This window comes from Agathobaculum sp. Marseille-P7918 (genome assembly GCF_964248325.1).
In the GTDB taxonomy this organism is placed as follows: domain Bacteria; phylum Bacillota; class Clostridia; order Oscillospirales; family Butyricicoccaceae; genus Agathobaculum.
This window is the reverse complement of the sequence record NZ_CAXTXI010000002.1, coordinates 1-26803: the sequence shown is the minus strand read 5'-3', so window position 1 is coordinate 26803 and position 26803 is coordinate 1. Positions and strand designations below refer to the sequence as shown.

The 26803-nt window shown below is 54.9% G+C and carries 28 protein-coding genes; 21 read left to right on the top strand and 7 right to left on the bottom strand.

Going from position 1 to position 26803, the window contains the following annotated elements; genetic code table 11:
• Positions 1-55 precede the first annotated feature (55 nt).
• Positions 56-1501 carry a lipopolysaccharide biosynthesis protein gene (locus tag ACESSO_RS03465; protein ID WP_373163655.1) on the bottom strand — a complete coding sequence of 482 codons (1446 nt, stop codon included), beginning with the start codon at positions 1499-1501 and terminating at the stop codon, positions 56-58.
• Positions 1502-1672: 171 nt separating this feature from the next.
• Between ACESSO_RS03465 and csaB the strand changes: the two genes are divergently transcribed.
• From csaB to ACESSO_RS03395, 14 genes are all read left to right on the top strand, one after another.
• Positions 1673-3913, top strand: a complete 2241-nt coding sequence (csaB, locus tag ACESSO_RS03460) for a polysaccharide pyruvyl transferase CsaB (RefSeq protein ID WP_373163978.1) — start codon at positions 1673-1675, stop codon at positions 3911-3913.
• Positions 3910-5088 (top strand): glycosyltransferase, encoded by a 1179-nt coding sequence (locus ACESSO_RS03455; protein WP_373163654.1) that lies wholly within the window; start codon positions 3910-3912, stop codon positions 5086-5088. The genes csaB and ACESSO_RS03455 overlap by 4 nt, the downstream gene beginning before the upstream one ends.
• Before the next feature lie 274 nt (positions 5089-5362).
• Positions 5363-5854, top strand: a complete 492-nt coding sequence (gene purE / locus ACESSO_RS03450) for a 5-(carboxyamino)imidazole ribonucleotide mutase (protein ID WP_373163653.1) — start codon at positions 5363-5365, stop codon at positions 5852-5854.
• Positions 5855-5954: 100 nt separating this feature from the next.
• Positions 5955-6665, top strand: coding sequence for a phosphoribosylaminoimidazolesuccinocarboxamide synthase (gene purC / locus ACESSO_RS03445; RefSeq protein WP_373163652.1), 711 nt, complete (start codon positions 5955-5957; stop codon positions 6663-6665).
• Between the two features lie 24 nt (positions 6666-6689).
• On the top strand, positions 6690-8165 hold the full coding sequence (gene purF / locus ACESSO_RS03440) for an amidophosphoribosyltransferase (RefSeq protein WP_373163651.1): 1476 nt from the start codon (positions 6690-6692) through the stop codon (positions 8163-8165).
• A 3-nt stretch (positions 8166-8168) separates the two neighbouring features.
• Entirely contained in the window at positions 8169-9590 is a 1422-nt protein-coding gene (locus tag ACESSO_RS03435) for an amidophosphoribosyltransferase (protein WP_373163650.1), read from the top strand.
• A gap of 36 nt (positions 9591-9626) precedes the next feature.
• Positions 9627-10664 carry a phosphoribosylformylglycinamidine cyclo-ligase gene (purM, locus tag ACESSO_RS03430; RefSeq protein WP_373163649.1) on the top strand — a complete coding sequence of 346 codons (1038 nt, stop codon included), beginning with the start codon at positions 9627-9629 and terminating at the stop codon, positions 10662-10664.
• An 18-nt stretch (positions 10665-10682) separates the two neighbouring features.
• Positions 10683-11306 carry a phosphoribosylglycinamide formyltransferase gene (purN, locus tag ACESSO_RS03425; RefSeq protein ID WP_373163648.1) on the top strand — a complete coding sequence of 208 codons (624 nt, stop codon included), beginning with the start codon at positions 10683-10685 and terminating at the stop codon, positions 11304-11306.
• A gap of 17 nt (positions 11307-11323) precedes the next feature.
• Entirely contained in the window at positions 11324-12049 is a 726-nt protein-coding gene (locus tag ACESSO_RS03420; protein WP_373163647.1) for an IMP cyclohydrolase, read from the top strand.
• The gene (locus ACESSO_RS03415; protein ID WP_373163646.1) at positions 12046-13221 is read left to right on the top strand and encodes a phosphoribosylaminoimidazolecarboxamide formyltransferase; all 1176 of its coding nucleotides are present in this window, start codon (positions 12046-12048) and stop codon (positions 13219-13221) included. The genes ACESSO_RS03420 and ACESSO_RS03415 overlap by 4 nt, the downstream gene beginning before the upstream one ends.
• Positions 13218-13805 carry a hypothetical protein gene (locus ACESSO_RS03410; RefSeq protein ID WP_373163645.1) on the top strand — a complete coding sequence of 196 codons (588 nt, stop codon included), beginning with the start codon at positions 13218-13220 and terminating at the stop codon, positions 13803-13805. The genes ACESSO_RS03415 and ACESSO_RS03410 overlap by 4 nt, the downstream gene beginning before the upstream one ends.
• Positions 13802-14341, top strand: coding sequence for a hypothetical protein (locus ACESSO_RS03405; RefSeq protein WP_373163644.1), 540 nt, complete (start codon positions 13802-13804; stop codon positions 14339-14341). Before ACESSO_RS03410 ends, ACESSO_RS03405 begins: the two co-directional genes overlap by 4 nt.
• A complete protein-coding gene (purD, locus tag ACESSO_RS03400; protein ID WP_373163643.1) occupies positions 14338-15594 on the top strand; it encodes a phosphoribosylamine--glycine ligase in 1257 nt (418 codons plus the stop codon). The genes ACESSO_RS03405 and purD overlap by 4 nt, the downstream gene beginning before the upstream one ends.
• Positions 15591-16115 (top strand): hypothetical protein, encoded by a 525-nt coding sequence (locus tag ACESSO_RS03395; RefSeq protein WP_373163642.1) that lies wholly within the window; start codon positions 15591-15593, stop codon positions 16113-16115. The genes purD and ACESSO_RS03395 overlap by 4 nt, the downstream gene beginning before the upstream one ends.
• Positions 16116-16196: 81 nt before the next feature.
• Here the strand turns inward: ACESSO_RS03395 and glgB are convergent, their stop codons facing one another.
• Positions 16197-17978 carry a 1,4-alpha-glucan branching protein GlgB gene (gene glgB, locus ACESSO_RS03390; protein WP_373163641.1) on the bottom strand — a complete coding sequence of 594 codons (1782 nt, stop codon included), beginning with the start codon at positions 17976-17978 and terminating at the stop codon, positions 16197-16199.
• Between the two features lie 232 nt (positions 17979-18210).
• Between glgB and ACESSO_RS03385 the strand changes: the two genes are divergently transcribed.
• Both ACESSO_RS03385 and ACESSO_RS03380 read left to right on the top strand, forming a co-directional pair.
• Positions 18211-18768: an RNA polymerase sigma factor gene (locus ACESSO_RS03385; protein ID WP_373163640.1), complete on the top strand. Its 558-nt coding sequence runs from the start codon at positions 18211-18213 to the stop codon at positions 18766-18768.
• The gene (locus tag ACESSO_RS03380; protein ID WP_373163639.1) at positions 18761-19525 is read left to right on the top strand and encodes a hypothetical protein; all 765 of its coding nucleotides are present in this window, start codon (positions 18761-18763) and stop codon (positions 19523-19525) included. Before ACESSO_RS03385 ends, ACESSO_RS03380 begins: the two co-directional genes overlap by 8 nt.
• A 78-nt stretch (positions 19526-19603) precedes the next feature.
• On the opposite strand, the gene ACESSO_RS03375 is transcribed toward ACESSO_RS03380, so the two are convergent.
• Entirely contained in the window at positions 19604-19828 is a 225-nt protein-coding gene (locus tag ACESSO_RS03375; RefSeq protein ID WP_373163638.1) for a hypothetical protein, read from the bottom strand.
• An 81-nt stretch (positions 19829-19909) separates the two neighbouring features.
• Here ACESSO_RS03375 and rlmD point away from each other — a divergent pair, with 81 nt between their 5' ends.
• Complete coding sequence (rlmD, locus tag ACESSO_RS03370) at positions 19910-21274, top strand: 23S rRNA (uracil(1939)-C(5))-methyltransferase RlmD (protein ID WP_373163637.1); 1365 nt, start codon at positions 19910-19912, stop codon at positions 21272-21274.
• A gap of 151 nt (positions 21275-21425) precedes the next feature.
• On the opposite strand, the gene ACESSO_RS03365 is transcribed toward rlmD, so the two are convergent.
• Entirely contained in the window at positions 21426-22151 is a 726-nt protein-coding gene (locus ACESSO_RS03365) for an MgtC/SapB family protein (protein ID WP_373163636.1), read from the bottom strand.
• A gap of 14 nt (positions 22152-22165) precedes the next feature.
• Positions 22166-22354, bottom strand: a complete 189-nt coding sequence (locus tag ACESSO_RS03360; protein WP_373163635.1) for a hypothetical protein — start codon at positions 22352-22354, stop codon at positions 22166-22168.
• Positions 22355-22476: 122 nt separating this feature from the next.
• Here ACESSO_RS03360 and ACESSO_RS03355 point away from each other — a divergent pair, with 122 nt between their 5' ends.
• From ACESSO_RS03355 to trxA, 3 genes are all read left to right on the top strand, one after another.
• Positions 22477-23376, top strand: coding sequence for a LysR family transcriptional regulator (locus tag ACESSO_RS03355; RefSeq protein WP_373163634.1), 900 nt, complete (start codon positions 22477-22479; stop codon positions 23374-23376).
• A gap of 85 nt (positions 23377-23461) precedes the next feature.
• Entirely contained in the window at positions 23462-23845 is a 384-nt protein-coding gene (locus tag ACESSO_RS03350) for a DUF3783 domain-containing protein (protein ID WP_373163633.1), read from the top strand.
• Positions 23846-23993: 148 nt separating this feature from the next.
• Positions 23994-24299 carry a thioredoxin gene (trxA, locus tag ACESSO_RS03345; protein ID WP_373163632.1) on the top strand — a complete coding sequence of 102 codons (306 nt, stop codon included), beginning with the start codon at positions 23994-23996 and terminating at the stop codon, positions 24297-24299.
• A gap of 41 nt (positions 24300-24340) precedes the next feature.
• On the opposite strand, the gene ACESSO_RS03340 is transcribed toward trxA, so the two are convergent.
• Together ACESSO_RS03340 and ACESSO_RS03335 are read right to left on the bottom strand one after the other, a co-directional pair.
• The gene (locus ACESSO_RS03340) at positions 24341-25201 is read right to left on the bottom strand and encodes an NAD(P)/FAD-dependent oxidoreductase (protein WP_373163631.1); all 861 of its coding nucleotides are present in this window, start codon (positions 25199-25201) and stop codon (positions 24341-24343) included.
• Positions 25202-25217: 16 nt separating this feature from the next.
• The gene (locus ACESSO_RS03335; protein WP_373163630.1) at positions 25218-26063 is read right to left on the bottom strand and encodes an aminotransferase class IV; all 846 of its coding nucleotides are present in this window, start codon (positions 26061-26063) and stop codon (positions 25218-25220) included.
• A 111-nt stretch (positions 26064-26174) separates the two neighbouring features.
• Between ACESSO_RS03335 and ACESSO_RS03330 the strand changes: the two genes are divergently transcribed.
• Positions 26175-26732, top strand: coding sequence for an epoxyqueuosine reductase QueH (locus ACESSO_RS03330; RefSeq protein WP_373163629.1), 558 nt, complete (start codon positions 26175-26177; stop codon positions 26730-26732).
• Positions 26733-26803: the final 71 nt, after the last annotated feature.

Below are 26803 nucleotides of genomic sequence, written 5' to 3'. Positions count from 1 at the left end.
AGGATAGACAAGTTTTTTGCGAGAAAAAGGTGAAAAACCCAACGGATAAAAGGTTTTACCGTTTGAGCTTGCGCAGTACAGCCTGCATTTCCGCGCGTCCTTCGCCGCTGGCAACAATGCACACAGCATAGACAATTGCGCCCGCAGGTACGGCACAGACCAGACGCAAGAGGTTGCCGACCGGCAAAAGGGTGCAGCCAAAGGCTGCCGCACCGCACAGCGCGGCGCTGATGATGATGCGAGACAGGTTTTTGGCAGGTACATGGAACAGAAAACGCCGCCGCACCCGCACACAGGTAATGATAAAGTAGGACGCAAAAGCGACGATGGAGCCCATGGCGCCGCCGGTAAATCCGAATGCGCGCAGCAGAATGACGCTGGAAACCACCTTGATGACTGCGGCCACCGCGCTGTTTTGCAGCACGTGCACGGTAGCCTGCTCCAGCTCATACGCCTTGTTGGCGTATTCCGTCAGCCCCATGAACAGCATGGCAAGCGCTGTGTACGCAATGACCGGCGCACCTGCGTCATATCCTTTGGCAAACAGCACGCGCGACATCGGCAGCGCAACTGCCGTCAGTCCGGCGACTGCCGGTACTGCAATCAGCAGATACAGCCGCACACCCTGATCGAGCAGGGGCTTGGCCGCATCCCGACCGCCTTCGCGCCACGCGCGCAGCACAGCGGGGTATACACCGCGCATGATGCCGACCGAAATCATGGTAAACAGACCGGATGCGATAGAGTTGTTGGATGAATAGATGCCATACGCATCCATATTGAAAAAGCCGACGACAAGATACTTGTCAATCTGGTTGAGCAGTGTCACCGAGATGGAAACGCCCATCAGCGGCACGCCGAAGCGCAGGAATTTGCCGAACAGTTCGCGTGAGAACCAGCGCAGCCGCGCAATCGACGGCAGACCGAGCGCAATCACTGCGCCAATGCCAGCCACGCCGTCCGCCACCGTGTTGGCGCAGATGGCAGGGAAGGGGGAGGCAGGGTTGCGCATGCCGAACACCAGTCCGTAGGCGATGAGCAGCTTGAGCACAGCGGAAGTGAGACTGAGTGTGATGGAGGCCCGCATGCGGCCGAGCTGAATGAGCGCGGAATTGAGAATCTGAAAGACCGTGTAGCTGAAAAACATGGTCATGAAGCCCAGATACAGCGGGTCATGCAGAATCGCGGCAGCACCGCAGCAGAATACCGCAACCGCCGCGCAGATGATGAGATACACAGTCGAGACCGTGGAAAACAGGCCGCGGCCCTGATCTTTGCCGAATTCTTCCCCTACATAGCGGGTAGCGGCGTTTGCCATCCAGCCGGCCAGAATCAGGTAGGCAATCTGCACGTTGAAATTGATAAAGTTGAACGTGCCGACGGTGGATTCATAAAACAGATGGGTATACAGAGAGGTGCATGCAATGACCAGCAGGCCTTCGATGACCTTGGCTGGTAGGAACAGCATCGCGTCGCGCGTCATGGTATTTTTGGAGGACAAAGGAAAAACCCTCGCTTTCGGTCAGATGGATATAGTATAGCATGGTTTTTCGGGAAAAACAAATAACGGTTTGTAAACAGTGGTACTTGCGTTTTGCAATTGCACGCTATCCATGGTATACTGTTTATATCTGTGAGAAAACGTCCTTTGGAGGAATCTGTTTTGCGAGTGATGCATGTGATGGGCGGCGGCGATGTCGGCGGCGCCAAAACCCAAATTATGAATACCGTCACCGGGCTTGCCAGGCGCAATGAAGTGATGCTGATTTCCTTCCGCGCAGGCCCGTTCGCGGATGAGGCACGCGAGCGCGGTATCGATGTGCGCGTGATTGAGCGGCACAACCCGTTCCGCGCGGCACGGGCGATGCGCGATCTGGTGGATCAGTTCCAGCCGGATATCATTCACTGCCATGGTGGTCGCGCCAACCTGATGGGGGCGATGGTACGCCGCACGCGCCGCGTGCCGGTGCTGACGACCGTGCATTCGGATTATAAGCTGGATTATCTGGGAAATCCGTTTAAGCAGCATACCTTTGGCGCAGCCAATGCAGTGGCGCTGCGTTTTCTGGATTTCTACCAGCCTGTGGCCGATCGTATGGCGCGCACGCTCATTGAGCGCGGCTTCGATCCTGAGCGCATTGTCAAGATTTATAATGGCATGGATTTTCACCGTCCGGAGGGCGAGTTTGACCGTGCACAGTATCTGAAAGAGAACTATGGCGCAGAGATTGCGGACGGCGACGTGCTGTGCGGTATCGCCGCGCGTTTGACGGCCGTCAAGGACATTGCGACCACCGTGCGTGCTTTTGCCGCGGCGCTGCAGGATGCGCCGCAGCTGCGCCTGTTCATTGCAGGCGAGGGTGAGGATGAGGACATGCTCAAAAAGCTGTGCGCACAGCTGAATGTTACCGACCGCGTAACGTTTTGCGGCTGGGTATCGCCGGTTGAGCCGTTCTTCCGCGCGATGGATATCAATCTGCTGTCCTCGGTATCCGAGACCTTTCCGTATTCCATTCTGGAAGGTGTCTGCGCGGGCTGCGCGACCATCTGTTCGGATGTGGGCGGCATGCCGGAGCTGATCGATACAGGCGAAAACGGCTATATCTTCCCGATTGGGGATTACAAAAAGCTCAGCGAATACATGGTGCGGCTGGCGAACGACGCCGAGCTGCGCCAAACCTTTGTACAGGCGCTGTACGAAAAGGCATCGCGCGATTTCTCCAAAGACAAGATGTGCGAGCGGCAGGAAGCTAACTACCACCATGTGCTGGCGCGTTTCCATCGCCCGAAGGATGAGCGCGAGAGCATTGTTATCTGTGGTGCATACGGACGCGGCAATGCAGGTGACGATGCGATTCTGGAGGCGATCGTGCAGGAGATGCGCGCGCTCGACCCGGAGCGCACCATCTGCGTTATGTCCCGCCGTCCGCAGGAGACCCGCCTGACGTATCGCACGGGTGCGGTATATACCTTTAATATCTTTTCGATCCTGCGGCGATTTCGTCGCGCGGCGCTTTATATCAATGGCGGCGGTACGCTCATGCAGGATGTGACATCGACTCGATCCATCTGGTATTACTGCTACACGCTGCGCGCGGCGAAAAAGCGCGGCTGCAAGGTGATGATGTATGGCTGCGGCATCGGCCCAATCAACCGCGCGGGCAATCGCAAGATGGCAGCCAAGACGATACAAGGGTCGGTTGACCGCATCACACTGCGCGACGAGAACTCCCGTCAGGAACTGGCGCGTATGGGCGTTACCCGGCCGGATATTCGCGTATCCGCAGACCCGACCATCATTCTGGACGCAGCACCATATGAGGTAGTGTCGCTGGCTATGGAGCAGAGCGGCATCGATCCGAACGGGCGCTATATTGGCTTCGGTCTGCGTAACTGGAAGGGGCTGGACGCTGCGCTGCCCGCGATTGCGGCAGCGGCAGATTACGCTTATGAAAAGCACGGCCTGACGCCGGTATTTGTGCCGATTGAGTTCCCCAGCGATTTGACGCCCGCCGAGCGGGTGGGCGCGCTGCTGCACTGTCCGTGGTATGCCGTGCGCACTCGTCAGCCGATTGAGGTGACCATCGGTATTCTTGCACGCATGAAAACCGTGGTGGGTATCCGACTGCACTCACTGATGTTCTCGGCGGGGCAGGGGGTGCCGGTTGTCGGCATGAGCTATGATATCAAGGTGGACAGCTTTCTCAAATACATCGGCAGCAGCACCTGTTTGCAGCTGCGCGAGGTGCACGCGGACGAGCTGTGCGGCCTGATTGACAAATGCCTGTCCGGTGCGCTGGATGAGGAAGTGCGCCGCAACGCCAAGCTGCTGCGTGAGCGTGAGCATGAAAATGTCCGCGGCGCGGCGGTTCTGCTTGGCATTGAAAATGAAAAGGAGGAGGCAGCAGAATGAAAAATCATGTCGTTTGCCTTTCAACCACCAACTATCACCCGTTGCCTACGCGCAAGCAGAACGTGATGAGCCGTCTGCGAAACAGCGAGGTGTTGTATTTCGATCCACCGGTGTCGCTGATTGCACCCCTCAAGGACAAAAAAGCGTCAGCTTATATCAATAAGTATAAGCAGCCGGGTGAAAAAGTCGAAGGGCATGAAAATATCACGGTGTATGCACTGCCGCCCGTGCTGCCGTTCTTCAATAAGTTCCGCTGGGTAAACAAAATCAACCAGAAGAGGCAGGCAGCTTTTGTACGCAAAAAAATGCGTGAGCATGGCTTCGGGGACGAAACCGTGTTATGGTGTTATTCGCCGTCCTCATGCGACATTGTCGAGCATGTGCCGCACCGCGCGCTGGTGTACGACTGCGTCGACCGCCATTCGGCCTACAAGGGCCACATCAACCCGGCGGTGGTCGATCAGATGGAGCGCGATTTGGCAAAACCCGCCGATCAGGTGTTTGCGACGGCGGTCGGCCTTGCCGAAACGCTCGAAAAAATCAATCCGACTACTAAGATGATTCCAAACGGCGCGGCATATGAGATTTTCTCGCGTGTGCAGAAGGAAAAGGATAGTCTGCCGTGTCCGGCGGATATGAAAGATTTGAAGCATCCGGTGTTCGGCTTTGTCGGTATGCTGCAGGAATGCATCGACTATGCACTGATTGAGAAGCTGGCAAAGGAGCGGCCGGACGCGACGATTTTCCTCATCGGCCGCACGCTGCCGGGTGTAGATCTGACGCATTTGCAGAAATATCCCAATATCGTGTTTCACGGCCTTGTTCCGCAGCCTGAGCTGCCCGCATACCTTGCGCAGATGGATGTATGCCTGAACGTGTTCCGCGCAGGTGCTTTGAGCAAGGATGTGTCGCCCCTGAAGTTTTATGAGTACCTCGCCACCGGCAAGCCGGTCGTTTCGACGCGAGAGCCGCTGCAGGTCGAGGATTTCAAGGACGTGGTCTATATCACGCATAGCGCGGATGAATTCCTCGCGCTGTGTGACGCGGCGGCAGCGGAAAACGACCCGGAAAAGGTGCGCAAGCGTTTGGAATACGGCGCGCAGTGTTCGTGGACCGAGCGCGTGCATCAGATGGAGGCTGTGCTGTACGCAGGGGGCGTTCTGCACGAAAGCTGACGCGCGGGACGAATATCTTTGGGCATTTGCACGAAAGACGAAAAAACCATGTAAAATGCTTGCAATGCACAAGCATATTCGATAAAATAATAGTGTATCTTCACCGACCGCCTGAGAGAAAGAGGTGCGCATATGACCGGCAGTGTTTTCTTGATGCAAACAGCGGAAACGTCCGGGCATTCGTGCATAATTTCGGGCATTGGTGCAGCACATTGAGCACATACAGGACACGGGTATATCCGTGTCCTCATTTGTTTTTGAGGAGGAATTGCAGATGAAAAAAGTTCTGGTCATCATGGGCTCGGATAGCGACCTGAAGGTGATGGAAAAGTGCATCGACCGCTTAAAGTCGTTTGACATCCCGACCGAAGTGCGCATTTGCTCTGCGCACCGCACGCCGGCGGTGGCCGAGCAGCTGGCCAAAAACGCTAAGGACGACGGCTTCGGCGTTATCATTGCGGCAGCGGGCAAGGCGGCCCATCTGGGCGGCGTGCTGGCGGCCAACACGACTCTGCCGGTCATCGGCGTGCCGATGGGTACGAGCGTGATGGGTGGTATGGACAGCCTGCTGTCTATCGTACAGATGCCCAAGGGCATTCCGGTGGCGACGGTTGCCATCGACGGCGCGGACAACGCCGCCATCCTTGCCGCGCAGATGATTGCGCTGTCGGATGACACGCTCGCAGACAAGCTCGCACAGTTCAAGGCGGACATGGCAAGCGAGGTCATGGCCAAGGATGAAAAAATCAAGGCGCAGTTTGCATAAAAGGGTAAAGGCGCGGCAGGCGTGACCATTGCGTCGGCCGGGTAAAACCCAAAACAAAAGGTTTGTTTTAAATTACACACATAAATGGAGGAATATGGACATGGAAAAGAAAGAACAGCTCTACGAAGGCAAGGCTAAGAAGGTTTTCGCAACCGACGATGCGAATCTGGTCATTGTGGACTATAAGGATGATGCGACTGCCTTCAACGGCGAAAAGAAGGGCACGATTGCTGGCAAGGGTGCCATCAACAATGTGATGAGCAACCATATGTTCCAGCTGCTCGAGCAGCAGGGCGTGCCGACGCATTTCGTCGAGCAGCTTTCCGACCGCGAGACCGTGGTGAAGAAGGTGTCCATCGTACCGCTTGAAGTTATCATCCGCAATATCTCGGCCGGTTCGTTTGCCAAGCGTTATGGCGTAAACGAAGGTATCGTGTTTGACGAACCGACCATCGAATTCTCCTACAAAAACGACGATCTGGGCGACCCGCTCATGAACGCATATCATGCAATCGCGCTGAAACTCGCGACCCGTGAGGAGATTGAGCGCATCAAGACCATGGCATTCAAGGTCAACGAAGTCATGAAGCAGTATTTTGATACGCTGAACGTAACCCTTGTCGACTTCAAACTCGAATTCGGCAAGACCGCGGACGGCACCATCGTGCTGGCTGACGAAATCAGCCCGGACACCTGCCGCCTGTGGGACAAGACCACTGGCGAAAAGCTGGATAAGGATCGCTTCCGCCGTGATATGGGCGGCGTAGAAGAGGCCTATCAGGAAATCATGAAGCGCGTAATGAGCAAGTAACCCCCGATTGAAAAAGGCAAATCCATGAAATATCGTATTTTAAAGCAGAGCAAAACCCCATTTGATAAAGTACACGAGGAGTGCGGCGTGTTCGGCATCGCCGCCCCTCCGGGCAAAGAAATTGCGGCCGCGCATGAGGCGTATGTCGCGCTGTTCGCCCTGCAGCACCGCGGACAGGAGGCAGCGGGCATCGCGGTCAATAACCGCGGCGTCATTCACTGCCATAAGGATGTCGGTCTGGTCAGCCAGGTGTTTGGTCAGGATATTCTGGACGGTATGCCCGGTTCGATGGCCGTCGGTCACGTCCGTTACTCGACGACCGGCAAGCAATCGCGCGAAAACGCGCAGCCGATTGCGATTACGCATGTCAAGGGCAATCTTGCCGTGGCGCACAATGGAAATCTGGTTAACGCAGGTGAGCTGCGCCGTCGCATTGAGTTAAACGGCGGCATCTTCCGCTCCTCGAACGACACGGAAGTACTGGTGTATACCATCGTAAATGAGCGCCTCAAATGCGGCAGCATCGAAGAGGCGGTCAAAAACACCATGGGCATCATCGAGGGCGCGTATTCGCTGGTTGTGATGAGCCCGCGCAAGCTGATTGCCGCGCGCGACCCGCATGGGTTCCGGCCGCTGTGCATCGGTCTGTTGGATGGGGCGTATATTTTCGCCTCCGAAACCTGCGCACTCGACGCGCTGGGGGCACAGTTTGTCCGTGACGTAGAGCCGGGCGAAGTCTGTGTGGTGGAAAACGGCGAGCTGCGCTCGATGCACTGCGGTGTGCAGTGCAAAAGCACCGCTTGTGTGTTTGAGTATATCTACTTTGCCCGTCCGGACTCGATTATCGACGGCGCAAGCGTTGAGCTTGCACGGCAGGAGGCCGGTAAATACCTGTCCATCGAGCATCCGGTCGGCGCGGATGTGGTCATCGGCGTGCCGGATTCCGGTATTCCTGCTGCCATTGGCTACGCTAAGTTTTCCGGCATTCCCTACGGCGTCGGCCTCATCAAAAACCGTTATATTGCCCGCACGTTCATTCAGCCTGGGCAGGATAAGCGTGAGCGCTCGGTGCGTCTCAAGCTCAACGCCCTGCGCACGGCAGTGGAAGGCAAGCGCGTCATCATGGTCGACGATTCCATTGTGCGCGGCACGACCTGCGCGCGGCTGGTAAAGCTGCTGCGTGACGCGGGCGCGGCCGAGGTGCATATGCGCATCTCCGCGCCGCCGTTCCGTCACCCCTGCTTTTTCGGCACGGACATTCCGGAGCGCAGCCAGCTTTTGGCGCACGGCCGCACGGTTGAGGAAATGCGTGAGATCATCGGTGTGGACAGCTTAGGGTTCCTGTCGCTGGAGGCGGCGCGCAAGATTGCAGTCGGCTGCAAACTCGGATTTTGTGACGCCTGCTTCTCGGGCGAGTATCCGATTCCGGTGCCGGAGCAGGCGGAAAAGAATATGTTTGAAAATGAAATCCCGCTCGACGGGAGCAAAGACAAGGAGTAACAAATGGGAGGATTTTTCGGCGTAGTCTCCAAGCAGGACTGCGTGCTGGATATTTTCTTCGGCGTGGACTATCATTCGCATCTGGGTACGCGCCGCGGCGGCATGATCCTGTATGATAAAGAGCGCGGTTTTCAGCGCCAGATTCACAGCATCGAAAACACCCCGTTCCGTACGAAATTTGAAAAAGATCTGCCGGATTTTTCCGGCTGCAGCGGCATTGGCTGCATCAGTGATACCGACCCGCAGCCGCTGCTCGTGCGCTCGCACCTCGGTCTGTATGCGTTGACGACGGTCGGCATCATCAACAACGCGGAGGAACTGGTTTCCCGCTATTTTTCCGACCACGGCCATCAGTTTATGGCAATGAGCTCTGGCAAGGTCAATTCCACCGAGCTGGCGGCGGCGCTCATCAACCAGAAGGACGACCTTGTTTCGGGTATTCTGCATGCGCAGGAGTTAATTGACGGCTCGCTGACCGTTCTGGTGCTCACACCGGACGGTATCATTGCCGCGCGCGACCGCCTGGGCCGACTGCCGGTATTGATTGGTCAGAATGAAGATGGCTGCTGCGTTTCGTTCGAGTCTTTTGCCTATCATAAGCTGGGTTATGAGGACGCTTATGAGCTTGGTCCGCGTGAAATTGTCAAGGTTACCGAGGAGGGCTTTGAAACGCTCTCACCTGCGGGCAAGGAGATGAAAATCTGTTCTTTCCTGTGGACGTATTATGGCTATCCCAATTCCAACTATGAGGGCGTCAATGTTGAGGTAATGCGTTACCGTAACGGCGCTATTATGGCGCAGGACGATAAAAAACGCGGTCTTGCCGGAGATGTGGATTATATCGCAGGTGTGCCGGATTCCGGTGTGCCGCATGCAATCGGGTATGCCAACGAATGCGGCAAGCCGTTTGCCCGCCCGTTTGTGAAGTATACCCCCACGTGGCCGCGCTCGTTCATGCCGGCCAACCAGAAGGTCCGTAATCAGGTCGCCAAGATGAAGCAGATTCCGGTACCCGAGCTGATAGAGGGCAAAAAGCTGCTGTTTGTGGACGATTCCATCGTGCGCGGCACGCAGCTGCGCGAGACGGTCGAATTCCTGTATGAGTCGGGCGCGAAGGAAGTGCATATGCGTTCCGCCTGTCCGCCGATTATGTACGGCTGCAAGTACCTGAACTTCTCCTCCTCCAATTCCGAGATGGAGCTGCTTGCCCGCCGTATCGTGCAGGAGCTGGAGGGCGACGAGGGCCAGAAGCATCTGGAGGAATACGCGGACGCCAACACCGAGCGTGGCCAGTGCATGCTGAAAACCATTTGTGAGAAGTTTGGTTTCAGTTCGCTGGGCTATCAGTCACTTGACGGCCTTTTGGAGGCCATCGGGCTGGACCGCGACAAGGTTTGTACCTATTGCTGGAACGGCAAGGAATAAGCCGTTCCGCTGAAAAAAAGACGAAGGAGTATTACTATGAGTGAGAGCCGTTCTGAAAGCTACAAGGCAGCCGGTGTGGACGTTACCGCCGGCTACGAGGCGGTCAAGCTGATGAAGCCGATGGTCGAATCGACCTTTACGAAAGGCGTGATGGGCACGCTGGGCGGCTTCGGCGGTCTGTTCCGTCCGGACTTTAAGGGCATGGCTGATCCCATTCTGGTTTCCGGTACGGACGGCGTGGGCACAAAGCTCAAGCTGGCCTTTTTGATGGATAAGCACGACACGGTCGGCATCGACTGCGTGGCGATGTGCGTTAACGACATTGCCTGCTGCGGTGCACAGCCGCTGTTTTTCCTCGACTACATTGCGGTCGGCAAGAACCACCCAGCCAAAATTGCGCAGATGGTTTCCGGTATCGCGGAAGGCTGCCGTCAGGCAGGCTGTGCATTGATCGGCGGCGAGACCGCCGAAATGCCTGGTTTCTATCTCGAAGATGAGTATGATATGGCGGGCTTCTCGGTCGGTATGGTCGATAAGGAGAAGATGATCGACGGCACGGGTATTCGCCCGGGCGACGCGCTGATCGGCGTTGCTTCCTCGGGCGTGCATTCCAACGGCTATTCTCTGGTACGCAAGACGCTGGGCATCAACGAAAAGTCCGTACGCCGTTATATTGACGAGTTTGGCAAGACGCTCGGTGAAGAGCTGCTGACCCCGACCAAAATTTACGTCAAGGCCATTCAGGGCCTGATGGGTAAGGTCGAGGTCAAGGGTATCAGCCACATCACCGGCGGCGGTTTCTATGAGAATGTGCCGCGCATGCTGCCGGACGGCATCTGCGCCAAGATTGAAAAGAGCGCGATGCCGGTGCCGCCGGTGTTCAACCTGATTGCAAAGACCGGCAAGATTCCGGAGCGCGACATGTATAACACCTTCAATATGGGCGCGGGTCTGGTGCTTGCTGTCGCGGCAGAGGATGCCTCCCGTGCGGTGGCTGCGATTTCGGCCGCAGGCGAAGAGGCATATGTCATCGGCGAGTGTGTGGCTGGCGAAAAGGGCGTCGTGCTCGAGTAAAAGAGTGGAGAATCAGTTATGATAAACATCGCAGTTTTGGTTTCGGGCGGCGGAACGAATCTCCAGGCACTGATTGACGCACAGGCCGCGGACAAGATAGAAAACGGCTGCATCCGGCTGGTGATTTCCTCCAATCCGGGTGCGTTTGCGCTGGAGCGTGCGGCGAAGGCGTTCATTCCGTCCGCCGTGCTGCGCCGCCGCGACTTTGACAGCGCAGAGGATTACGGTGCGGCGCTGACTGCGCTGCTGGAGGAATACGAGATTGGGCTGATTGTGCTCGCAGGCTTTATGACCGTGCTGCCGGACAGCTTCTGCAGCCGCTACGAAAACCGCATCATCAACGTGCATCCGTCGCTTATTCCGTCTTTTTGCGGAGCGGGCTTCTACGGCCTGCGCGTGCATGAGGCCGCCCTTGCCAAAGGGGTGAAGGTGACCGGCGCAACCGTTCATTTTGTCTCGGAAGTGGTGGACGGCGGCGCAATCATTGCGCAAAAAGCGGTTGAGGTGGAGGAAGGCGACACACCTGAGACGCTGCAGAAGCGTGTGATGCAGCAGGCTGAGTGGATTCTTCTGCCGCAGGCTGTCAGCGACTTCTGCGCGGGAAGACTCGTCGTTCACGGCGCATGGGTCGCCAGAAAGTAAGAAGGAAGGAAAGCGTTATGAGCAAGAATGTGTTCGATATCAGCAATGAGCTGATGAGCAATGCGTATCCGGGACGCGGCATCATCTTCGGCCGCACGCCGGATAACAAGCAGAACGTGGTGGCGTATTTCATCATGGGCCGTTCGGAGAACAGCCGCAACCGTGTATTTGTGGAGACCGACGACGGCATCCAGACCGAGGCTTATGACCCGTCCAAGATGACCGATCCCTCGCTCATCATTTATCATCCGGTGCGTCAGTGCGGCGGCAAGCTGGTTGTCACCAACGGCGATCAGACCGATACAATTTGCGAGTACCTCAAGGAAGGCAAGAGCTATATCGACGCGCTGCGTACCCGCCAGTTTGAGCCGGACGCCCCCAACTATACCTCGCGTATCTCGGGCGTCATCAACGAGGACGGTTCCTACAGTCTGTCCATTCTTAAGAATTTCACGTCTGACCGTACCTCCAACAAGCGCTTTTTCTATGAATATGATAAGCCGGTGCCGGGGCTGGGTCACTTCATCCACACCTATCAGTGTGACGGCGACCCGCTGCCGCCGTTCCGCGGTGAGCCCAAGTGCATCCGCATTGAAAAGCCAATCAAGCAGTTCACTGAATTGCTCTGGTCGAGTATGAATGAGCAGAACAAGGTCGCCCTGTTTGTGCGCTATATTGATCTGGAAACCGGCGCATATTGGCAGGAGATTCGCAACAAGCATGAGGAGGGCAAGGACGCATGAAGGAGCTGGCACTTAAATACGGCTGCAACCCCAATCAGAAGCCTGCGCGTATTTTCATGACCGAAGGTGAGCTGCCCATCGAAGTATTAAACGGCAAGCCGGGCTATATCAACTTCTGTGACGCGTTCAACTCGTGGCAGCTGGTGAAAGCACTTAAAAAAGCGACCGGTATACCGGCGGCGGCATCCTTCAAGCATGTGTCGCCTGCAGGCGCAGCACTTGGTAAGCCGCTGACCGAGGTAGAGAAGCAGATGTACTTCGTCGAGTCCGACCATGAGCTGTCGCCCATTGCGTGCGCCTATATCCGCGCGCGCGGCGCGGACCGCCTGTGCTCCTACGGCGACTGGGCGGCGCTCTCTGACGTGTGCGATGCGGATACCGCATCCTACCTCGCGCATGAGGTGTCCGACGGCATCATTGCGCCCGGTTATACGGATGAGGCGCTTGCCATCCTCAAAACCAAGCGCAAGGGTAGCTATAATGTTGTCAAAATTGACCCGGACTATGTGCCGAAGCCGATCGAGCAGCGCGATATTTTCGGTATCCGCTTCGAGCAAGGCTACAACGATTATGAGATCAGTGAAGCGTTGCTGAACAACATCGTCACCGACAATAAGGAACTGCCCGAGAGCGCAAAGCACGATATGATTTTGGCGCTCATTACGCTCAAGTACACGCAATCCAACTCGGTTTGCTATGTCAAGGACGGCATGACCATCGGTGTTGGCGCCGGTCAGCAAAGCCGCATTCACTGCACGCGACTGGCAGGCAGCAAGGCGGACAACTGGTTCCTGCGGCAGCATCCCAAGGTGCTTGGCCTGCAGTTTGTAGATGGCATCCGCCGTCCTGACCGTGACAATGCGATCGATGTATATATTTCGGATGAGTACGAGGATGTGTTGGCGGACGGTGTCTGGCAGAACACCTTCAAGGTCAAGCCCGAGGTGCTGACGGCTGAGGAAAAGAAGGCGTGGATTGCGAAGAACACGGGCGTGACCGTCGGTTCGGATGCGTTTTTCCCGTTCGGCGATAATGTCGAGCGCGCGCGCAAGTCGGGGGTTGCCTATATCGTGCAGCCGGGCGGTTCGATTCGTGATGACAACGTCATTGAGACTGCAAACAAGTATGGCATTGTCATGGCGTTCACCGGCATGCGTCTGTTCCACCATTGAGTCGAGAAAATGCCGCATCGGCGGCAAATTGGACACTGGCAGCGCTTGTTGTGCAGGTAGCAGCTGCGGTCTGCATCGGCATGGTGGGCACACTCGCCGGGGCGGCACTCATGGCGGTGTGCTATCTGATGAATGCCTGGGCCGCTTGGCGGCTGCGCTGCCCTGTGGCGCTGAGCGCAGCGCTCATCGGCTGCGTGCTGACGCTGCTGCTGCCCAACGGCACCAATCCCGACTGGATTGGCAACATGCTGGTCAACCTGCTGTTTTTGCTGATGTATCTGCCTTTGCAGCGTAGTTTTGACCGAAAATTTCGTGCTTTGGATGCATCCGAGCAAACGCTCCGTCTGGGGCGGACATGGTCGCTGACCACGCTCATCCAGCGTGGCGCGTCCATGATGGGCTTTTTGCCGCTGTTTGTCGGACAGGCTGAGCTGTCGGCCGCGCAGGGAACATATACTACACTGTTTACCTTGCAGGTTGTGTTTGAAATGATTGCGCTTCTTGCGGCAATCGTGTCCTATATCTGGATGGTGCGCTATTTGTGGCGCGCCAGAACACTGCTGAAAGAGCAGGTGGAAAAATGAAGCTGATTCGCGGCTATTATGCCTATATGGCGATCGCGGGCGGGCTGCTGCTCGGTTTGGTTTTGCAAAGCAACTGGATGCTGCAAATCGTGGCCTATGCGCTTATTTCTGCGGGCGCACTGTCTTTACAGCAGGTGTCGCGTTGGTTTTTGCGTGCGAGTATCGCGGCTGACGTATGCATCGTCTTTGAAGTGGTCTGCGGGCCGGCTGTGCTGCCGCCGGGACTGCTGCGCATGGTATTGGAGTACGCTTCACTTGTGCCGCTGCTGCTGACCGGCTGTATGCTGCTAATGGCATATATTACGCAGATGCGGAACGCGGGGCGCGGAACGCTTGTCGAATGGGCGATTTTTGTTGTATGGAGCGCGGGCTTTATCCTGACGCTGCTCATGGCGCCCGGTTGGCTGAACGATATGGCGCTGTCTTGGGCCGTGACCGCGGTCAACACCCTGACGGTGCTCGGATACATCGCGCTGTTGGCGGATACGTTCCGCGCGCAGAAAGAATTCATCCGTACGGAGGGAGAAAAACCATGAAAGTACTGGTTATTGGCGGCGGCGGGCGAGAGCACGCCATCGTTCATACATTAAAGAAAAGTCCCAAGGTCGACCATATCTGGTGCGCGCCGGGCAATGGCGGCATCGCACAGGAAGCCGAGTGCGTTGATATCAAGGCGACGGATATTGATGGTGTAGTGGCCTTTGCAAAGGAGCATAAGCCGGACCTCGTAATGGTCGCGCCGGACGATCCGCTGGCACTCGGTATGGTGGACGCGCTGGAGGAAGCGGGTATCCGTGCCTTTGGCCCGCGCAAGAATGCTGCCGTGATTGAGGGCTCCAAGTCTTTTGCCAAGGAACTGATGAAAAAGTATGGCATCCCAACCGCAGGCTATGCGGTGTTTGAGGATTCAGCGGCGGCGATTGCGTATATTAAGGAGCAGGGTGCGCCCATTGTTGTTAAGGCGGACGGCCTTGCACTCGGCAAGGGCGTCACGGTCGCTATGACCGAGGACGAGGCTGTTGCAGCGGTCAAGGATGCGATTGACGGACACGCCTTCGGCGGTGCGGGTGCGCGCGTCGTGATTGAAGAGTTCCTGACCGGCCCGGAGGTTTCCGTGCTGGCATTTGTGGACGGTAAGCATCTCAAGACCATGCCGTCGGCGCAGGATCATAAGCGTGCTTACGATAACGATGAGGGACCGAATACGGGCGGCATGGGTGCATTTTCGCCCTCACGGTTCTATACCGAGGACGTGGCTGACACCTGTATGGAGACGATTTTCAAGCCCACGGTCGCAGCGATGGCTAAGGAAGGCCGCCCCTTCAAAGGCGTGCTGTACTTCGGCCTGATGCTGACGCCCAAGGGATCCAAGGTGATTGAGTACAACGCGCGCTTTGGCGATCCTGAGACGCAGGCCGTGCTTTCTCGCCTGGAAACCGATTTGTTTGATATCTTCAACGCTGTCATCGACGAAAAGCTGGACGAAATCAATATTCAGTGGGCGGACAATGCCGCTTGCTGCGTGTGTATGGCATCGGGCGGCTATCCAAAGGCTTACGAGAAGGGGAAGGTCATCACCGGTTTGGATGATGTGACCGACTCGTTTGTGTTTCATGCGGGCACAGCGGTCAAGGACGGTGCGTTCGTCACAAGCGGCGGCCGTGTGCTCGGCGTGACTGCGACGGCGCCCACGCTGGATGAGGCAATCGTCAAAGCATATGCGGACGTTAAAAAGATTCATTTTGAAAAAGCACATTACCGTACGGATATTGGAGTGAAAAAGGGATGAAGACAGAACAGCAGGATCAGATTCTCGCCTGTATGGCTGAGGTTTTGAATCAGAATGGCTTTCGCGCTGAGGTGATGCGTAAGGAGGGTGCGCCCACGCTGCTGCGCTGCGAAGCGATGCGGCAGGGAAAGGTTGCCAAGGATGTAGTGATAGAGGTATGCTTTATCCCGCTCCAGCTGCCGAGCGAAGACAGCGGCTTGCTGCAATTTTTCGTTACCCTGTTTCAAGGCGCGCCGGATACCAATGCAAGCCAACTGCGTCGTGCATGCGCATACTGCAATGATTTTTGTGCGCTGGGTGCGTTTGGCTTTTATGAGCAGGCAGGCCAGATTTATCTCAAGCATAATACCTTGCTTGACGGATCGCTGGAGCTGGAAAAGATCATTCCCTTTGTGGCAGACAATATTTCTGTGTTGCTGGCAGCAGTCGGCCGGTTTATCGACGGTCTGGCGCAGATCGCTTATGCAGGCATGACTCTCGACGCAGTCATCGATCAGGAACTGTTCCCGAAGATAGGTTAAAAATTGGATTGTAAGGCATGCCTTGCAATCGAGAGAGAAAAACAGGCCGCTTTTGCGGCCTGTTTTTGTTTTAAGGGAGATTTATTGTGCGACTTCATTTTCGCCAAAATCAAGTAATACAGCGTTGAATTTTGCAAGAATTAAAGAAAAATTGTCGCCATTCTCAATAAATGACTTTTGGTTCTCTTTTGATTGCCCGCCGAAACGCTCCCAGTCAGTATGCAGCAGGATGTCTGCGTTGGCGTTGGGGGAGGAAAACACATATGGCTTGTCCGAGAAGTTGCAGACCGCGACCAGATGCTCATTCGCGCTGCAACGCTCCCAGGCAAACACGCAGGGAGCATCCTCATCAGTGGGCAGCCAGCGGAAGGAATTTGATGCATAGTCCGCATGCAGCGCGGAATGCGCGCAGTAGACTTTGCCCAGCGCGCAGAAAAATGCATGGAACGGACCGTCTGCATAAGTCCAGTCCGGCTCAGCGTTTTCGCTCCACTCAACGCGCAGACCAAGCTCGTTGCCCATGAAGTTCAGCTTTTTGCCCGGGTGCGCAAACATGTAAAGATAGAACGCACGCGCCTGCGCGTACTTGTCGGTTAGGTCGGCACCCCACATCTTCTGCACAATCGCAGCCTTGCCGTGCACGACTTCGTCGTGCGAGAGCGGCAGAAGATAGTGTTCATTCGGGAAATACGCCATGGAAAACAGCAGCTGGCCGCGCCGATCCGCGCGCTCGTCCGGTGGGGTTTGCATATATGTCAGCGTGTCGTGCATCCAGCCAAGGTCCCACTTATAGTCGAAGCCAAGTCCTCCTTCAGAGACCGGACGGGTCACGTCCGGAAACGCGGTCGAGTCCTCGGCAATCAGCAAGGCGGAGGGATGCCGTGCTTTCAGACCTGCATTCATATTTTTCAGGAAATCCAGCGTGTCGCCATTCACACCACGGGCCGGGTCACCATGCCAATAGATAAGGCGGCTGACGGCATCCATGCGTAAGCCGTCAAAATGAAACTCTTCCAGCCAAAAGTTGGCCGCAGACTGCAAAAAGCAGCGCACTTCTCGGCGCGAGTGAATGAAATTGCAACTGCCCCACTCGCTTTCGCCTACATCAGGGTGAGGGTATTCATATAGCGGTGTGCCGTCAAACAATGCTAGGCCGTAGCTGTCCACCGCAAAGTGAACAGGGACAAAATCCATGATGGCACCGATGCCTGCGTGATGCAGCCGGTCAATCAGCATTTTGAGCTGTGTGGGTGTGCCATAGCGTGAGGTCGGTGCGAAAAAACCGGTATTTTGATAGCCCCATGAGCCGTCAAACGGATGCTCAGACAGAGGGAGGAACTCAACATGTGTGAAGCCATTTTCATGCAGATAAGGGATGAGCAGGTCCGCGATTTCGTCGTAGCGATACCAGCCGTTTTCGTTGGCGGGATTGCGTCTCCAAGAGCCGAGGTGCAGTTCGTAGATGTTCAGTGGCGCATCGAGTGCGGCTGTGCGCGCAGAAATCCAGTCCGCGTCGGTAAATTGATATTCGTCGGGGTCGGTGATGACCGAGCAGCAGCCTGGGCGCAGCTCCATAGCGAAACCGTAGGGGTCACAATGCTCGACGATTGCCCCTCCGCGGGTGTAAACGCGGTATTTGTAGAACTGTCCGGCATGCGCGTTCGGCATGGAAACCTCCCAGAAGCCGCTGCGACCGTCTTGCATCAGCTCGTCCTCTTTCCAGTCGTTAAATGCGCCTGTAAGGGTGATTTTGGCGGCATTTGGTGCAAAAACTCTAAAAATGACTGATTGGTCTTTAATGTGAGCGCCAAACCAGTGCCATGCATCAAATACTTTTCCGTCAAAAAATTCCTGCTTGTCCATGAAGGCTTCCCTCCCAGTACCGTTTGGAGTATAGTAACAGTATAGGGGACGAGTCTGCAAAACACAACCGCCAAAGCAGGGGAGATTTGTTCAATATTTTTTTGAACCAAATGACCCGGAACAGGCTCTTATAAACGGAAGCCTTCCAAACAGGCGGTAAAAAATTTTTGAACCAAACCGCTGCCGCGAGGCTCTTATTGACAGGTGCACCAAAACGCAAAGGAGCAAAGTTATGACCGATGAACAACTTGTCCGGCGGATGCAGCAGGGTGACATGCAGGCGTTCGATGAATTGTATGAGCGTTATAAAAACGATGCCTATCGGATTGCCTGCCTGATTACCGGCAACCGTGCGGACGGTGAGGATTTGACACAAGAGGCGTTTGTAACCTGCGTGCGGTCGATTGGGTCACTCAAGGATGGGACGAAATTCCGTCCTTGGCTGCTCAGAACGCTGTCACGCGCGGCATGGAAATACTGCCGGAAAGCCAAACGTGAAACGCCGGTATCGGAGTTTTTCGAAACCGGTGAGGGTGAAAGCGCGCTGTCTGCCGTGCTGCGGACCGATGAACAGCGGCGGCTGTATGAAGCAATGTACGCGCTCGACGAAAAGCGCCGCACCGTGCTGGTGCTGTATTATTTCGACAACCGGCCAGTCAAGGAGATTGCGCGCACGCTCGGTGTGACTGAGGGCACGGTCAAATCCCGCCTGTTTTCCGCCCGCCGTCATCTGCGGCAGGCGCTGACCGAAAAAGAGGGAAAGCCAGAGGAGGCTGTGACACATGGATGAGATGAAGATGGAACGTGAGATGCAGGATATGCTGTACCGGTGTGCAGAGGGGATGAAAGCCCCGGAAAAACTCAAAACCCGCATTGATTTTGCAATCAAGAGCGGAGAAATGCCGCGCAAGGTGCGCCGCCCGTTCGGCAAGCGGTTGGCAGCGGTTGCGCTCGTGGCGGTGGTGGCTGTTACCGGTGCGGTGGCAGGCAACGGTATTGTTGCCTATACGTTCGGCAGTTCATGGTCGAATGAGCATATGAACTATGAGGAGGCACAGGCTGAACTGACCGACGGTGCCAAGTTGCCGGAGTCGTTTGCAAACGGTTTTGTGTTTGAAAATGCTGTGCATGAGTATGGCGGCGAAAAGGACGAGGACGGCAATGTGCTGCGTGAGTGGACGAAGATCGACGTCGAATATGAGCGTGATGGTGCTACGTTGCATTTGGGTACAGGCGAAGCGTATGATGATACGACCGTGGACACCAGCCGCTTTGATGATACGCGCGTAATCGGCGACGTAACCGTACAGTACAGTGCAGACGACTACAAGGCAGTACCTGCGGACTACGAGCCGACTGCCGAGGAGCAGGCAGCGGTTGAAGCAGGGGATTTGCAGATTGGTTACGGCGCAAGTGAAGTAACCGTGCAGCAGTACCAGTTCCTTCGCTGGGAGCAAAACGGCGTATATTACACACTCAGCGGCTTTGATCTCGACATGACAGCCGACGAATTGTTCCAGATGGCACAGGATATAATCGAGTCTTAAAGTGTGAAAAAAGCCGAATATGAAATGAAAATAAAACAAAAAGCAGAAAAGCGTCCGCTTGGACGCTTTTATGCTTTCTCAGTACCGCTCGCAGTAGCCCTCGCCGCCATTGGCCAGCGACTTGAGCGCTTGTTCAGCGCGTGTATCCGGATCGTCGGATACGCAGACGGCATCGGTCAGCGTTTCGCGTGACGTGTGAGGCAGCTCAAAGAACCGCTCCATCGCGCGTGTATCATGTCCCATGGCGCTGAGAAAGGAAAAGGGTACGTCGGCTGATACATATTTTCGTTTATCGTGTTTCATGGGTGTTCGCTCCTTTCCGATTGCAGTATGTGCCGCGAGCGTGATATAATACGGGTAACATGGGAAAAGGAGCGCCACAAAATGGAGCTTGTCAAAAATAAAATTTATCGCTGCCAGATTGTTGATTATACTGCGGACGGAATCGGAATCGGTAAAATTGACGGCCGCGCGGTGTTCGTGCCGCGTACGGCAGTAGGAGATCAGTGCGATGTGCGCATTGTAAAACTCACAAAAAATGTGGCATATGCGCGGCTGGAAAAGCTGATTGTGCCGTCGGGCGCGCGCATTCGTCCGGCGTGCCCGGTTGCGGACAAGTGCGGCGGCTGCTGTTATCAGCATATCACATATGAGGAGGAGCTGCGAGCCAAAGAGAAAAAGGTGCGCGACGCGCTCACCCGTATCGGTGGGCAGGACGGTGCAGCCCTCCAGGGCATCACGGGTGCGCCCACGACCGAGCATTATCGCAACAAGGCGCAATATCCGGTCGGGCGGGATGCGGACGGAAACATTGTGACCGGCTTTTACCGGCCGCGCAGCCATGATATCGTACCGGTGGAGCGGTGCTTGATTCAGTCTGAAACGGCCGACCACATTGCGGCAATTGTGCGGAAATGGATGCAGGAGTTTGATGTGCTGCCATATGATTATGTTGCTAAACGCGGCACTGTACGACACATTTATGTTCGTGTGGGCGAAAAAAGCGGCGAAAGTCAGCTGACGCTGATTGCAGCAACGCGCAAAATGCCCGCCCTGGATGAGTTGGTACACCGCTTGCGGGAGGCTGAGCCGTCGTTGACTGGTATTTTGCTCAATCATAATCAGCGCGGTGATAATGTTATTTTGGGCGACCGCACGGATGTGCTGTGGGGTGAACCGATGCTCGAGGATCGGCTGTGCGGACACTCGTTCCTGCTTTCACCGGAGGCATTTTATCAGGTTAATCACGCGCAGGCCGAACGGTTATATGCTTGTGCAGTGGATTTTGCAGGACTTACGGGGGAAGAAACCGTTATTGATCTGTACTGCGGTGCGGGAACAATCACGCTGACACTCGCAGAGCGAGCAAAGACGGTTATCGGCGTGGAAATTGTGCCGGAGGCAGTGGAAAATGCGCGGCAGAACGCGGTTCGCAATGAAATGGACAATGTAGAATTTCTGTGTGCGGATGCCGGACAGGCTGCGCGGCAGCTTGCTGTACGCGGCGTGCGGCCGGATGTGCTGGTGGTCGATCCGCCGCGTAAGGGGCTGGACGAGCAGACGCGCGACGCGATTTTGAAAATGATGCCGCCGCGCGTTGTCTACGTGTCGTGTGACCCGGCAACACTTGGGCGTGATGTGCGTGAACTGACCGGTGCAGGCTATCGGCTGGACTGCGCGCAGGCGTTTGATTTGTTCCCGCGGACCGGACATGTTGAGACGGTAGCGCTTCTGCAAAGGGAAGGCTGACGGAAATCGCGCCATGTGCAGGGTTCGCTGCGAATGAACAGATTTGTGTTGGATAAAATCCGTTTTGTGTGAATTAAAGATGAATACAAAACAACAACCGGTCGACAGTAAAGGCTGTCGGCCGGTTGCGGATACATAAAGAGACAACTAATCAGGTTGTCGGCAGACAGCTGACGCTGCATACCTCCTGGTCTTCAAGCAGATATTTCATGCTGCGCATAATGGTATCGTGCGATGCACGCAGGACAACATCATAGCTGGCAATGCCGTCTTGTCCGCGTGTGACCGTGCTCTGAACAAGTTGAATTTTGTGTTCTGTGATGAAATCAGAAAAGCGTGACGGGAATTCGCCGCTGCCTTTGACAGTAAATTGCAGATGACTGGTTTGGCTGGGCTCGGCGTTCACTACGATATGATGCATGCAGACTTGCAGTACCGCCACAACAATAGTGGTAAAGATACCGACGACAAACATACCGGACCCAATCGCCAGACCGATACCTGCGGTGGCCCAAATGCCGGCAGCGGTCGTCAAGCCCTTGATGGTGTTGCCATGCTTGAAGATGACACCCGCGCCCAGAAAGCTGATACCACTGACAACCTGTGCCGCAACACGTGCAGGGTCGGCGCCGCGTGTGCCGTTGAATACTTCGCCGGCGGCGCTGGTCAGATCAGCAAAGCCGTATTTGGAGACGATCATCAGCAGTGCGGCAGCGCAGCAGACAATTACGTGTGTGCGGATGCCCGCTTCTTTGAGACGGCGGCTTCGCTCGAAGCCGATGCAGGCGCCACACAGGCAGGCAACCAGAATGCGGATGAAAAAGTCCAGCTCCTGCAGGGCGGAAAATTGACTGTTGAGATACGCGGTCAGTGTCATATGTATATAGCTCCTTACCAAAGATTTTGTGTGTGCTTGCGCTTGCGTATAGCGGGAAGCGGATGGGATTCATCCGGACGATGGAAGGAAAACTCCCGATGCGGCAGTTCGCAGGCTTGCACGACATGGGGCAGGTATAGATGCAGTGCCGCCTGCATCGGCAACGTGCCGTAAATATCGTGTGTATCGTGTTTCCAATACATAGCCTCATCTCCCCTTGATTTTTTGTGCCGGATTTTGTATAGTTAATTATACGCAAGAAGGGATATAAAGTAAAATTAGAATTCTCTTGCATATATATAAAATTTTGTTATAGGAGGCCGCTATGCTTGATCCCAAGATTTACTCTCTTTTGCAAGTTTATGAGTGTGGAAGTTTCATGGCAGCGGCTAAAAAGCTGTCGATTACTCAGCCGGCAGTCAGCCATCATATTAAGGCGTTAGAGCAGGAATTGCATGTTACTATCTTCGAACGACGCAATGGGAAGGTGATTTTGACACGTGAAGGGGAAGAAGTCATCAAATGTGCGAAGAAAATGCAAGGATTGTATCAAAATCTGCGGCAGGATCTGAAAGACAGCAAAAAACTAGTTTCCCACCTGACAATTGGTGTAACGCATACCGCGGAGAGCAATCCAATTGCAGAGGCTTTGGCAAGCTACTGCGCGCAAAATGATCATATAATTATTAAAATGATTACAGGTACTATAAAAAATCTTTATAGCAAACTCAAGACATACGAAATTGATCTGGCCATTGTGGAGGGGCGAATTGCCGATCCGGGTATCCGCTATCTGCTGATGGATACGGATTATCTGGTGCTTGCAGTCTCAGTTAACCACCCCTATGCAAAGCGGGGCATGATTACGCTTTCCGAACTGAAAAAAGAGCGCATGATTCTGCGCCTGCCCAATTCCGGCACGCGCAATCTGTTTACCGCGCATCTGGAGAGCAACAACATGAGCTTGAGCGAGTTCAATGTCATCCTCGAACTGGATAACATCGCTACGATTAAGGATCTGATTCGGCGTGATTTGGGCGTGTCCATTTTGCCCAAGAGCGTGTGTCTGGACGAACTGAAAAAGAAGAAGATAGTTGTATTGCCTGTCGAAAACCTCAGCATGGTGCGCGAAATCAACATCGCTTATCAAAGCGACTTTACGCAGATGGATGTGCTGCACGACATCGTCAAATCCTACCGTGAGACACTGCGGCACTATCAGTGAGAGTATGCTTGGGGTCATACCGATGGGTTTTAATGAGAGAATATGAGCTTAAAATATCAACAAACGAGAAAAGGAGACACATATTATGGCAGTATCCCGTGAAACCGTGCTGTTTTATGAACCGGAGGGCGGGGCGCAGGGCGCGCTGCTCAAATCCATTCTGGTGCGCATGGGTGTGCGCATTAAAAACGTCTCGTCGGAAGCAGTGGGGCAGACGATTGGCTATCTGTTGGGCCGCAAGGGCTTCGATGCACGCGAAAATCCGGAAGCACCTGCGCTGGACGAGCCGGTGCTGGTCATGGATGGATTTACCGATAAGCGGTTGGAAATCCTGCTGCGGGAGATGAAGAAAAGCGGTATTTCCGTACCATATAAGGCGATTGTGACCGAAACCAATCTGGGATGGCTGTTCCATCAGCTGTATGATGAGCTTTCCGAGGAGCATAAAGCGATGCAAGGCGGAAAATAAATGTTTTCTTTTTGCAGAAAGCTGTTATAATAGGAGTTATCCGGTGTATGTTTGGCCAGTGCCGGGACCGGATGCTAGTGTGTGCATTCCTGACAGATGTCTGTTAACGGGAATGCACGGATGAAATAGAGAAAAGGAGTGTTGAAATATGGCAGTTTTAACGATTACCAAGGAAAATTTTGCGAGTGAAGTTATGGCGTCTGAAAAGCCGGTGCTGCTTGACTTTTGGGCAAGCTGGTGCGGCCCCTGCCGTATGGTATCACCTATTGTGGACGAGATAGCGGAAGAGCGTACCGACATCAAGGTTGGTAAGATTAACGTCGATGAGCAGGGTGAGTTGGCGCAGCAGTTCGGTGTTATGAGTATTCCGACACTGGTTGTGATGAAAAACGGGCAGATTGCAAACAAGGCAGTCGGTGCGATGCCTAAGGAGAATATTCTCGCGTTGCTGTAAGGAAAATAAAAAAACGGAAGCGGAAAACCGCTTCCGTTTTTTTACGCTTTGCGCACAAATTTGATGGCGCTCATGGCTGCCTGCGCACCATCGGATACTGCTTTGGCGACCTGCAGCAGTCCGCCGGTGCAGTCGCCCGCAGCAAACAGACCGGGAACCGCAGTTGCCCCATCTTGGCTGACCTGAACTTTGTTTCCATCCAGTTGCGCCCCCAGCTTGCGGGCAAAATCGCCGCTGCCCGCCGTGCCGTAAGCGATGAACACGCCATCGACTGCGAGCGGGTCGCCGGTCTGAAACGTTACGCGCGCAACCTTGTCTTCGTCTTCAACTGCTGCGACCGGACGTTCATCCACATGCAGCCCTTCGGGCAGGTCGGTTGGTGCGGGTGCGCCACTTGTCAACAGTGTCACAGAAGCCGCAACCGGCAGCAGAGTGCGCGCTTCTTCCAGCGCATATTCGCCCTCGCCCAATACAGCGACCGCTTTGCCGCGATAGAAAAAGGCGTCACATATTGCGCAGTAGCTGACGCCGCGCCCTTCCAGTTCACGCACACCCGGAATTGGCGGCGTGGCACGTGGAGCGCCGGTGGCGAGGATGACTGCGTCCGCAGAGAATGTACCTGCGGTTGTTTTAACCGTAAATCCTTTTTCGGCGTACTCTACGCCGGTAACCTCGGTCTGTACCAGTTGTGCGCCCAAGCGTTCTGCCTGTGCGCGTCCGCGCGCAAGCAGCTCAGGGCCGGAAATCACATCGGCAAAGCCGAAGTAGTTTTCAATTTTATCGGTTTTCTCCAGCGCGCCGCCGTCTTTATAGGTGACAGTGGCTTGAATTCCTGCACGCGCCGTATAAATGGCAGCGCTCAGTCCGGCGGGGCCGCCGCCGATGATGAGAACAGATGGCATAGTGTACTTCCTTTCGTCACTTATCGGTTTCCTGCATAAACCAGTCTTGATATGCTTTTTGCAGTTTATCCAGCAAAGCGGTATCCTTGCCCCCGACCGGCTTTTCATCCACATGACTGACCGAGATACAGTGTGAGCCGGTGGAAAGAATCATGATTTCGTCTGCGTTCATTAGCTCATCCACCGTGAACGGTGCAATGCGCGAAGGGATACCCAGCTTTTCACACAGCTGCAAAAAGTGCATGCGCGTGATGCTGGGCAGAATGAGTTCGTCTGCCGGGGGCGTGCAGAACACACCATCCTTGAGAATTGCAAGTCCGGAGTGCGCGCCTTCGGTCACTCGGTCGCCACGGTGGAATACGACTTCGTCGCAACCTGCTTCGACCGCACGCTGCATAGCCATGCAGTTGGGGATGAGGTTAAGCGTTTTGATATTGCAGTGGAAAAAGCGTGTGTCCTCAACGGTGATGAGCTTGTACGGTTTATCGTGGCGGTCGAGTGCACACGGCTCCGAAAACGCCATCAGGCTGGCCTTGGCATTCGGCGGGAAAGCATGCATGCGATGCGCAACTGCGCGCGTTGACTGCCAGTAGAGCATATGCGGCTCATCCGAATCCAGACGGCAGATCAAATCGTTCAGTACCGCAGCCAGTTCGTCGCGCGGCATCGGCGGGGTAATGCGCAGAAGCCGCAAGCTGTTATAAAATCGATCAAGATGGTCGTCCAGTGCAAAGATTTTCTTGTTGCGCACCATGGCCGCGTCGTATACACCGTCGCCGAAGTAGAAACCGCGGTCGGTGATCGGGGCTTTGACCTCGTCGATCGGGCCAATCGTACCGTTATAATATGCAATATCCCTCATCAGGCGGATACCTCCCTGTCATATAGTCTGCTTTCAGTATAGCGGCTTTACAGGTGCTTTGCAAGAGTGGGAAAATGTGATAGAATAGACAAAACAGGAGAGTGATTTTTGATGAAAACGCTGCTGCATATTTGCTGCGCGCCGTGCTCCATTGTCTGCATTGATACATTGCGGCAGGAGGGCATTGAGCCGGTGGGATTCTGGTACAATCCAAACATCCACCCGTTTACCGAATATAAGATGCGCAAGAATACGCTGGTTGAATACGCAAAAAGCATTGACCTAAAGCTGGAGATTGAAAACGAATATGGCTTGCGCCGGTTTATTGAAGGTGTGTATCCCAATTTCGACAACCGCTGCGCGTTCTGCTATACGCTGCGCTTTGAGGAAACCGCGCGGTATGCGGCGGAGCACGGCTATGATCAGTTTACTTCGACGCTGTTTGTCAGTCCGTATCAGAACCATGAGTTAATGCGTGAAGTGGCCGAGCGGGCGGCGGAGAAGTACGGCGTTTCATATCTGCACCGTGATTTTTCGCCTCGGTTCCGCGAGGGACAGGATAAGGCTCGTGAGTTAGGATTATATATGCAAAAATATTGTGGCTGCATTTTTTCTGAGGAGGACCGATATAAGAAACGGCCCAAAAAGAAAAAGACCGAGGAGATGTAGGTTTGTCAAACATATTGGACAGAGAACTCAAAAGGAGAAAGCCAACCCAGAGGCCTCATGGGAAAGTTGTT